Source organism: Desulfobacter sp. (assembly GCF_050177295.1).
The window spans coordinates 1-9,879 of the sequence record NZ_JBFXHE010000144.1 but is presented as its reverse complement, the minus strand read 5'-3'; the positions used below and the strand labels follow the sequence as shown (position 1 = coordinate 9,879).

The following is a 9,879-nucleotide window of genomic DNA, read 5'->3' as shown; positions in this document are numbered from 1 at the left end:
CGGGTATTGGCGGGATAGCGGGGTATTTATTTTATTGATTGGCGGGGTATTGCGGCGGGATATATCCGTTACAGTATTTCGTCACTGATTCTAAGGTATAGCGTTACACTATTCGATTCTTACCAGCCATATCAAAAGCGGTATCCTCCTGAAATTGGCAGTACCGGTCAAAGGCTTTGTTGGTTTCATGGGCTGATGCTTTTCGAGCGTTGATCGTGCCGGCGCGCCTTGCTATTTCCGTAGTGGTCGTATGGCGGGTTCCCCCATACAAGTCTAGGCCGGTAATTCCCAGCTCCCGGCAGGCCTCATCCCAGCGTTTTTTAAAATATTTAGGTCCAAAAGGCTGGTTTGGCTTTACGCTTTGGACGCCGCCATGATGACGGAAAAATTTGACGTTGGGCAATCCGGGGTATTGGTTTTTTATTTCGGTGATGATCTCTATATGGTGATCAAGGAGCCTGGTCTTTTTAAGTTTGTTTTTTCGTTTGGTCGGATAATGAAAAGTCAGCTCACCATGGATAATATCAACATCGGCTTCCTGCAATTTAAGAAGGTCACCGGGTCTCAGGTTGACATAAGTTGCCAGCAAATCTATTCCAAGCCAGATTTTAGGATTCAGGTCATAAGTCATATCGAAAACTTTTTTGATAATTTCTTCCTGGGTATCAATATCCGTTATCGTTCGATATCCAAGCTCATATTCAATGCCCGGGAAGATGGGCATTTGTACAAGATTTATGACCCGCCTTTTCAAAATCCATTTCCAGAAATCCGATATCCGGGACATATAATTTGCCCGTGTTTTTTCTGATATGCCTTCAATGGAGTAAAGATAATCTTCAATGTCGGCTCCGGTAATTTCTTTCACATTTGTGTCTTGAAAATAATCCTGGGCAACTTTGATATGCCGCCTGGCTTCTTTAAAACTTTTAAGATTCTGCTTCCGGTTTAAATATTTGTTCGAAAGAGTGGTGAAAGAGTAAGGTTTATCGGATTGGTAATCCTTTGGATCAAAGGTCCCTTCACTGGTTTTAAATCGGACACCGTTTAAAAACTGAGCTGCTTTTTCATAACTATTAAATTGCTTCTGAACGTTGCCGCCGAACCGAACGATAAAGATTTTTACCGCTGATATTTGCGGATGCTTCGGACAGAACAAGCCATGCCGCCTATCATCATGCTTGAGAGTAGCGTTGCAGATGCAACACTTCTCCCTTGTAATGATATTTCCTTTCATACACACCTCCCAGGTTCTGGGTTGAGTGTTATATGTCGGCATGGGGTATGTCAATTGTTATCTTTTTCCAAAATTGTCTTTAAATATTTATAGGTTACTTATTCAGGGGATTATGCATCCCGGCATGGTCTTCATAAGATTGAACACTGTGAAGGTAAATTAATGTTGTGCTCACATCCTGGTGGCCGGCAAGAAATTTTAGGTCAACCAGTTCCACTCCGGCCTTAGCCAGCATGGTAAACGCTGTGTGCCTTAAAGCATGGGCGCTGATAACCTTGTCTCCATGGTCAATACCGGCTTGGGCCACATATTTTTCAATCATGTACTCCACGGCCCGGGTGGTCAGTGCTTTTTTTGTCCAGACATCATCCCACCGGATGGCCAGGCCCTGGTTAAGCTGATACCGGAATCCGACAAAAAGCGGGGTGTCGGTTTCAAACCTGATTTGACAATGGCTCATCCAATCATCAAATGCTTCCAGGGCTTTCCCGTTTAAAATGATATCTGTGTCCGCCCGTCTGCCGATCCTTCCTTTTCGGTCCCGGATCCAAAGTTTTTGCTGGCCTTTTACCCGTTCTGTTTCAAGATCCTGGTATGTCAATTTGCAGACCTCATTCACCCGGAGCCCATAGGTCAGCATAAGCCGTAAAACGGCATAGTCCCGTTTGCCGATCAGGGTTCGCCGGTCCGGCTGGCTCATGAGTTTTTTGGCTTCTTTGTTGCTTAACACCGTGTAGTACCCCTTGTCCTTTTTAGGCGGTACCAGGGCCAGGCGCTTAAAGTCCAATGGGTTCTTGAACTTCCGGTTGCCTGCATCCATGAATTTTAAAAAACCGTTGATGGCAATAAACTTGTTCCAGACCGTGGATGACTTCTGTTTTTTTTCAATCAACAGGTGGTCCCGGTATTTAAGGAAATCATCCTGGACAAGGTCCTTGGGGTCCTTGGACATATAATCAAAAAACAATCTCACGGCCCCGGCATAAGTCCGTTTGGTCGAATCACAGACAAGGCTTTCGGTCCAATAGCCCACATGGTTGGCAAAGGCTTCAGACTCCACATATTTACCGCCCCGGAAATCCTGCATATCTCCATAGTTTTTCCCGATGGGTGAATGAAACGATTTCACTTTGGACTCAAGGAACTTGAAAAACTGGTTCAGGATGGAAAATTTACGCTTAACGGTTTGGGCCTTGGATGTTTTGCCCAGGTGGTCCCGGTACCGGATGAAATCTTTTTTCTTCAGGTGTTCAATGGCCCCGGTGTAGAAGTTGAAAAACTGCCGGATTTCAGACCGGTAAACCTTCTGGCTGGTTTTACCCTTGAATTTGTCCAGGTATTGTTTGAACAATTTTTCCCCCTGGGCGGTTTCAATATATGACACGGTCATTTTCCTTTCATGATTCCATTTTGTTAATTCGGATTTTCATTAATCCAATGTATGCCTTCCGGGCAGTCTCCCGGGTCAGTTCGTTCAGGTTACCGGCTTTAATGTATTTCTCCAGCCAGGCTTTGAAATGCGCCTTATCCCAGCCCAACGCCTGGACAGATTCCCGGATAAAAAGAATATGTCCCAGGGCAGGCAGATCCCGGGCATCTCCTTTGATTTGGCCTATTGTCCTTGGCCCCAGGGGCCGGTTCCATTTCGTGCATCCCTGGAGCCGGTCAATAATGAAAGAAGCTTCTTGTTTGGACAGAGAATGAAGTGAAGGGATCCCGGTTAAATCATGAATCATGGAATAAAGTTTTTCAGTGTCAAATTCCTGAGGTTGATTGCAACTGGCCATGATTTTCCATGCCTGGTTTTCCGTGATGGCTTCAAAAACAAATTTTTTATTCCCCGTGCTCATGATTTCCGCCTTGTTCCTTTCCCATCCGGGGCGGGGCTTCTTTTAAGAGTCCCCAAGTCCCCAAATAAGGATTTGTTATTTAATAACGATCTGTTACGCAAATTTTGTGAGTCCCCAAGCAAAAACAAGAGTCCCCAAGCAAAAGTCCAAAGTCCCCAAAGTCCCCAAGAGAGTCCCCAAACACCGGCCATGGAAATAAATAAAAAATACAATTAGATATGAAAAAATTTATAAAGATTTGGGGACTTAGGGACTTATTTCCAAAAAATGCCGCCCCAAAAATATTTAATCCTTTTATTCGGATAAGAATCATTCAAACCCCCTCCACATTTTTTACCAGCAGGTGTTTATGCTTCCCTGCATATTTTGTGTGCCGGATTCCAACTTGCCAGCCCGCACCTTCCAGGACCGGTTTGGAATTAGATAGCCTGGAGCCCAGGACGCCCGGCTTATGAAATGGATTTGGAATATTTTTTTGTTTGGATATGATGCTGAATGCCGTACAAAGCTCATTTGCTGAAGCAAGAATACTGACCTTTGACACCTTGTCCTGAATCGTTCTGGTCAGTTCCACAGACTGAATACCATAGGCTTCTGAAAATTCATCTTTTAACTGGCAGCATTCATCCAAGAGGATTTCCAGCCTGTAAAGAATGTCGTCTGTGTCCTGCTGGGTGGCCGCTGCCAGATCATGTTGTTCATTCAGCCAGTCATCCAGAATATCCATAGCCGGTTCCGGTCCGGTATGCTTTGAATGGGGAATGTATCTGACAACTTCCCGGCAAAGCAGGTACAAACAGGCGAAAAGTTCATTAAGGCGCTCTTTAGCGTGCCCCTGGCGCTCCGTGTTCAGGAACTTATTGATTTTGGCCCGCTCCTGGCTGAAGGTGGGAAGAATCTCAAACGCCACAATTTTGAAAAAAGAACTCAGGATCAGGTCCCGGTTCCTTTCAATCTCTGTCTTCAGCAGGGTTTCCCCGGGAAAATCCTTGTTCCGGAACTCCTTTTCAAAATGAATATCAATGGTCCTGGAGATCAGTTCCGATTCAGTGAAAGGTTCAATGGACGTGGTAATGATTTGGGCTTTATTCTCTTCATAAATATTCCCGGAACTGGTGTTGCTGTCCCGCTTCTGGTTGATGGCACCGGTGGCCCCCAGGAGAAGGAAGTTCAACACCTCTTTTGTCCGATCTGCTTTCTCAAGGTTGTCCGGGATAATGACCGGGCTTTTGGTGGCCTCGGACCTGTAGGAAGCCACAGATCCTTGAGACACACAGTCAGCACCCATGATCAAATAAGAAATGAGCCGGGCCGCAAAAGATTTTGCCGCGCCCTGGTCACCGGAGAATTTGGTAATGCCCCTGGCCGTGGTAACAAACTCCAGGAGAATGGTGTTCATAACCCTGGCCGCAATGAAATACTTGTTGGATTCGCTGCAGGCCAGATTATCCAGGAGGATTGATTTGAATCGGTCCATGGCTTCCTGGATATTTGCTTCCGGCAGATAATGAACCGGTTCCATTCTCGGTGTACTCTCCAGGAGAACATTATCTTCATTAGCTCCGTTCTGGATCAGGTCCACCTTGCCGGCCTGTATTCTGGCAATGGTGTTCATTTCGTTTCTCAGGTCATAGTATATGGTTCCTTTGACGGCGTCGGTGTGGATCCACCCCATGGTGGAAGTGTGCTTGCCTTTTATGTAGGCCTGAGCCCGGATTACCTCCAGAATGCTTTTGGTGCCGTTGTCTGCATAGTTAAGCCCGGCTGCCTGGTAGATCAGAGATTTGAAAGCAATATTGTTTCCGATTTCATAGATTTTGCCCTCATAAAACAGCCGGCATTCCTCACCGTTGACAAAGAAACCACCCAGGGTGTTGAAATAATCAAAGACCACCTCCCCGATTTCATTTCCGCAGTTGTTGATTTTTGCTCCCTGGAACATAGTTCTGACCAGGGGAAGCACTTCGGTCAAAGGCTTCAGGTATGGCCGAGCCTGGTCAAGCAACGACTGAAATTCTTTTTCCGGGTTTTCAGCCGCTTTCAGGTAGTCGTCAATATCATTGAAACGCGGATCAAATGATAAGTTTTTCAAACTCAGGCGGATCAGCTTAGGCAGTTCTTCCGGGATTGTGCCGGAATCATCCTCCTTTGCTTTTCTGACCACCCGCCCCCGGAGCCGTTCATTGATCTGATAAACCTTGTCCGGGTAGCAGTACCGCTTTAACGCTTCTGTGATTCGGTCCCGGTATTTATTCCCGGCAGGGTCATTGTCAAAGCATAGGAACAATTCTTTAGGTGGTCCTGAGATCACCCATTCCACCAGGTATTTGAGTTGATCCACTGAAATCTGCCCGATGACAGCAGCAACATAAGTGCAATGCCCTTTTCCGAAAACCGATAACAGGTCGTTTTCCCCTTCTACCAGGACCAACCGCTCCACCATGGCCAACCGGTTTCCCTTGAACGGCTTCATATTAAAGAATGGCGCTCCAGGAAGCCGGTGTTCATTGGGAAGCTGATAGGCAAGTTTTTTTCTGGGATCTTTAATGGAAAAATGGCAGACCTGGCCGGTCTTATTTGTATGGGGATAAACGAAAAGCCCGGGCAGAAAAAAATCCCTGTATCCTCTTTTTTTATCCGGTACTGCCAGGCCTGATCCCAGGATATCATCCATGGAAAAGTTCTGTTTCTGAAGTGCCGTCAAAAGGCCCCCGTCTGCGGCCCCAACCCGGAACTTTTTCAATGTTTGGTCACTATGGCCCCGGGTTTTCCTCTGATATCCAAGGCTCTGATTCGTCTTGAACAGAACCCCGGCATAATAGTTTGCGGCCGCTTCAAATATCAGCCGCCTTGGGGAGTTCGTTTCCCGTGAAGAATCGTGTTCAGGAGCCGGTTCATGAAGTTCATAATTATGAGCCCGGGCGAGCTCCTTTAACGCCTCATGTTCGGTACAGCCCTTTTCCCTGACCACAAAATCAATGATGCTGCCCCCGGTATTATCTCCGCATTGAAAGCAGTTCCAGGACCGGGTATCCGGATAGATCCTGAAACATTCGTGCCCCCCGCAAAAAGGGCATTGTGACAGGCTTATGGTTTTCCCAGTCTTCTTGAGCGTTCCCCCGGTCCGCTGTGTTATTTCATCTGCAATATCAACCAAATCCTTAATCGCTTGAAAATCGTTTTGCATCTTGTTTCCCGCCTCTCCTCATTCATGTTCAGTTGATTCCCTCAACCCCAGAAAAACAAAAGCCGGATAAAAGGAATTCTGGATAAGAATCCTTTTGCCCGGCTGGCTGGCTTTAAGCTTGCTTTTGCTTTTGCTTTAGCTGGCTTGCCTGTAACTTAAATTGTCTGAATCGTGCCTTTCTTGGTTATCCTGAGCTTTCGCCCGGTATGGATTTTACCGTTTTCCCCGTTGAGAAACAAAGGAATATCATGGGGCAGGCTTGCACCTAATGGCAGAACAATCCCCGCACAGCCAGCCGGACACTCTATGATTGCATTGTTGTTATCCTTCATCCTGGCAATGACCTCCGGCGAAAATCGTTTCCTTCTCCTGGTCTCTAACATGGTTCCTCCTTGGGTCTCGACGGTTGACAACCCATTGTAAAGAGTCTATTTTTGTAGTGGTTTTTCGCCAAACCACATTTTTTTAAAGGGCCGCTTTCTTCCCCGGTAAGCGGCCTTGCCTTTTCCGGGGAAGGGGTAATAAGATCAAGGACGAATTTAAAAGCACTAACACGGCCACTGTACCAATCATCCCTTTTGGCCAGGCCTGATTCATCCGCAATCTTTTCCTTCAAAATCCTCTTCAGATCCTTGGTGTTCATGGCTCTTCCTTTTTATCCGGCTTCCTTAATCGGCATATCCTGATATTGAGCAGATATAGAGATAGCTTGCCTATGGGCCAACAGCTCTGTTTTAAATTGTGAAGCCCTGGGGTATTCATCTCCAAAATTTTCAATTACAGCGTCAAGTTTCTTAATGGCCTGATCAATATCGTTTAAAGCGTCTGCTGGACTTTTATATGCTCCTTGTCTATGCCATTCACAGGTATTGGCCGCAGCCCGGATAATATGTTCCGGACTCCGGTCATATTTTTCCACCAAATCATCAACCATTTTTTCCTGCCGTTCAGTGATCATTTCAACGATTCCATTCAATCCGCCTCTATATTCTCCGGCGTCTTTAAAATCATCGCTGAAGCGTTCAAGGTTGGCATACTCCAGGAGCGCGCCAAATGCTTTTAATGACCAGTTGTGGTAATCCATTTCATCGCGAAAACTTGAAACTTGCTGGTATGTGAATAGTTCCGGTTTTAATGTTTCTGTACTCAATGTGCTTTCTCCTAATCTGTTTTCAAAACTGGTTTGATATTAAGGGTTTCCGGATCAATACTTTTTTCAAACCAATGGTAATGCAAGCCCTGGATAGACTTAATACGGGTCTTGAACAGCCATCCCGGAACCGGCGCATGGGATTTTTTGAATACTTTGACCAGGGCTGCAGCCATAGTAGTTGGTTCACGAAACGGATTATGAATATCCTGTTGATCCTGAAGCCAGTCAAAGGCCGTGATCAGATCCCGGGATCTGGCTATGAATTCAACTGTCCGGATCAGGCCGGTGCAATCCCGGTTAATTGTAAATTTAATCACCGGTGGTGCCGGCGCATCCCCAAGCAGGTGGGCAAGGTAAGCCGCCACCAGTTGATCCAACCGGAAAACAACCCCATCTTCCGGGGCTGTTGGTGCTTGTTCATAAGCCTCCAGGGCCTGGCGGGTCATGTCATGGAGAATGGGCCATTGTGACAGATCTTCCAGGTTGCCCTGGCCGTTATAAATCAACCAGGCCTCTTCCTGGGCTTGTTTCCTGGCTGCCCTGTGGGTTTTCAGGTTGGCCAGTTCTGCTTTCATGGCCTTGGACTGGCCGTTGGTGGTTCTGGCATGGCGGGTTTGGAAGTAGGTTGTCCCTAATGCACGTTGGACTCTCCAGGCAAGATCATCTGTCAAGGTTTTGGCAAGGAGCATGTATCCAATACTGGTCAAAAAGATTTTTGGATTGCGCTGTCCAGTGTCGAGACCGCCCGACGAATTATGTAGGGGCGGTATATTTTTATGCTCCTCATAAGGTACTCGGAAAAAATCCTCATTTTCAATGAATCGGTTCCTGTTTTGACGAAAATTTCGGCTTGCCGTTCCGTCCGGACGTTCATGAACCTGATCAATCATTTTGAAAGTGATAACCGGTCGATCCTTGTAAAGGACCATGGGCAATTCATGGCCTTCAATGTCGATGGTTCCCCCAGGGAAAGCCGGTGCCGGAACATGGGCTGCAGCTTGTGTGTTCATATGCTCACCTCCTTTCTTACGCTGGGGTTTTGGTCTGGTCGGTGGATTCTGTGGACCAAAGGGAATCAAAGTCTTTGCCTAAAACCAGCGCAATTATTTTTTTTACCTTTGGGGAATTGTGCCTGCCGTTTATAACTCCACTGATATGTTCCGGGGAGTATCCGGTGGCTTCGGCGATGTCTTTGATTTTAAGATCTTGATTAATTAATTCTTTTCTTACTGATTTGTAAACCATCTGTCCTCCTTTAGGTAGTTTATGGTCCCATATATGGGATTATTGTAAATAAATAGTCTTATATATGAGACTTGTCAAGATGTAATGTTCCATATATGATATTGCTCAAAATATTCGTAATATGTTCCTGCTTTAATCCTGAATAGGAGAGAGAAAGGGGTTGATATGTCCTCGTTAGGTGAAAGATTAAAAAAAACAATCAAGACATTACAATTAACTCGTGAAGAATTTGCCGTCTTGTGTGATGTGAGTAGATCGCAACTATATAGATACCTGAACGGAGAACAAGAGCCCGGTATGGCGTTTTTGAAGAATCTTCAACTTAGATTCCCAAAGATTGATGTAAATTGGCTGTTAACTGGAATTGAATCCGAATCAGATTCAGAGGCACTTGCCAATTGGAATGAAAAAGGATTTCCTGATTCTGAAATATGGACCTTCTTTCAAAATAAAGGATTGTCATTTGAGGCTTGTATAGCAGAAATGCTTATTTTTAAAGCCATGAGTGACGCAGATCATATATTGGAGGATATTGAACGAGAAAATTTATCTGCGTTCATTGCAAACAAGAAGGTGGGGAAAATACTGGAATCTGTAGTAGATCAAGTCCTTTTATTTAAGGAAATCAGCGCAGAAAGAGAATCGAATAAAGTGGACTATTTGAAACAGATAGTAAGGGAAGAAAAAATTAACGAGATTAATAAGAAACTGGCGCAAGAAAAGCTTAAGTCAAAGTAGTATTAACGGCAAACGCAGGGGCTGCAGATCCCTGCCGGTTCATCAGTGGCAAATGCCAAAGGCCGGGTTAGCCGCAAATAACCGCTTGCCGGGATCAGTATAGAAATTATGAAAAATAAACGCAATAAAATGCGGGCAGTTCCTGAAGATTGGAAAAACGCTGCGGGCCCAATGAAAAAATAAGATGGAAACATTTCTGATCATTTTATCATTATGCTTCGTGAGCCTTGTTTTCATCGGCTTCCTGATTGTTGTGGCTGGCTCCATCCATCAAGCCTTAACTTCCATATCAAAAGATGAACAACCAATGATTAAGGCGTTGCTTCTGGCCATCATCGCCCTGTTGTTGTTTGGTGGTGGGGGAGGGTGAGCCCAGGAATGAGTAAAACAGAATCCGATTGAAATACATGGCGCACTGCCCAAACTTTTTATATCCGCGCTTTATATAGTTTTCCAGATAAATAATTTG

The 9,879-nt window shown here is 45.5% G+C and carries 11 protein-coding genes; 2 read left to right on the top strand and 9 right to left on the bottom strand.

Annotated elements, in window-relative coordinates:
* Window positions 1-103: 103 nt before the first annotated feature.
* From AB7U36_RS11605 to AB7U36_RS11565, 9 genes are all read right to left on the bottom strand, one after another.
* Window positions 104-1,237 (bottom strand): hypothetical protein, encoded by a 1,134-nt coding sequence (locus AB7U36_RS11605; protein WP_428159935.1) that lies wholly within the window; start codon window positions 1,235-1,237, stop codon window positions 104-106.
* Between the two features lie 94 nt (window positions 1,238-1,331).
* Entirely contained in the window at window positions 1,332-2,621 is a 1,290-nt protein-coding gene (locus AB7U36_RS11600) for a tyrosine-type recombinase/integrase (protein ID WP_428159934.1), read from the bottom strand.
* 13 nt (window positions 2,622-2,634) lie between these two features.
* Window positions 2,635-3,087: a hypothetical protein gene (locus AB7U36_RS11595; protein ID WP_428159933.1), complete on the bottom strand. Its 453-nt coding sequence runs from the start codon at window positions 3,085-3,087 to the stop codon at window positions 2,635-2,637.
* 313 nt (window positions 3,088-3,400) lie between these two features.
* Complete coding sequence (locus AB7U36_RS11590; RefSeq protein ID WP_428159932.1) at window positions 3,401-6,274, bottom strand: CHC2 zinc finger domain-containing protein; 2,874 nt, start codon at window positions 6,272-6,274, stop codon at window positions 3,401-3,403.
* Window positions 6,275-6,429: 155 nt separating this feature from the next.
* A complete protein-coding gene (locus AB7U36_RS11585; RefSeq protein ID WP_428159931.1) occupies window positions 6,430-6,657 on the bottom strand; it encodes a hypothetical protein in 228 nt (75 codons plus the stop codon).
* Window positions 6,651-6,917, bottom strand: a complete 267-nt coding sequence (locus tag AB7U36_RS11580; protein ID WP_428159930.1) for a hypothetical protein — start codon at window positions 6,915-6,917, stop codon at window positions 6,651-6,653. Before AB7U36_RS11580 ends, AB7U36_RS11585 begins: the two co-directional genes overlap by 7 nt.
* A 12-nt stretch (window positions 6,918-6,929) precedes the next feature.
* On the bottom strand, window positions 6,930-7,424 hold the full coding sequence (locus tag AB7U36_RS11575; protein ID WP_428159929.1) for a hypothetical protein: 495 nt from the start codon (window positions 7,422-7,424) through the stop codon (window positions 6,930-6,932).
* Between the two features lie 11 nt (window positions 7,425-7,435).
* A complete protein-coding gene (locus tag AB7U36_RS11570) occupies window positions 7,436-8,437 on the bottom strand; it encodes an ORF6N domain-containing protein (protein ID WP_428159928.1) in 1,002 nt (333 codons plus the stop codon).
* Between the two features lie 16 nt (window positions 8,438-8,453).
* Window positions 8,454-8,672: a helix-turn-helix domain-containing protein gene (locus AB7U36_RS11565; RefSeq protein WP_428159927.1), complete on the bottom strand. Its 219-nt coding sequence runs from the start codon at window positions 8,670-8,672 to the stop codon at window positions 8,454-8,456.
* Window positions 8,673-8,837: 165 nt separating this feature from the next.
* Between AB7U36_RS11565 and AB7U36_RS11560 the strand changes: the two genes are divergently transcribed.
* Entirely contained in the window at window positions 8,838-9,410 is a 573-nt protein-coding gene (locus AB7U36_RS11560) for a helix-turn-helix domain-containing protein (RefSeq protein ID WP_428159926.1), read from the top strand.
* Window positions 9,411-9,594: 184 nt separating this feature from the next.
* Window positions 9,595-9,780 carry a hypothetical protein gene (locus AB7U36_RS11555; protein ID WP_428159925.1) on the top strand — a complete coding sequence of 62 codons (186 nt, stop codon included), beginning with the start codon at window positions 9,595-9,597 and terminating at the stop codon, window positions 9,778-9,780.
* The last annotated feature ends 99 nt before the right edge of the window (window positions 9,781-9,879 follow it).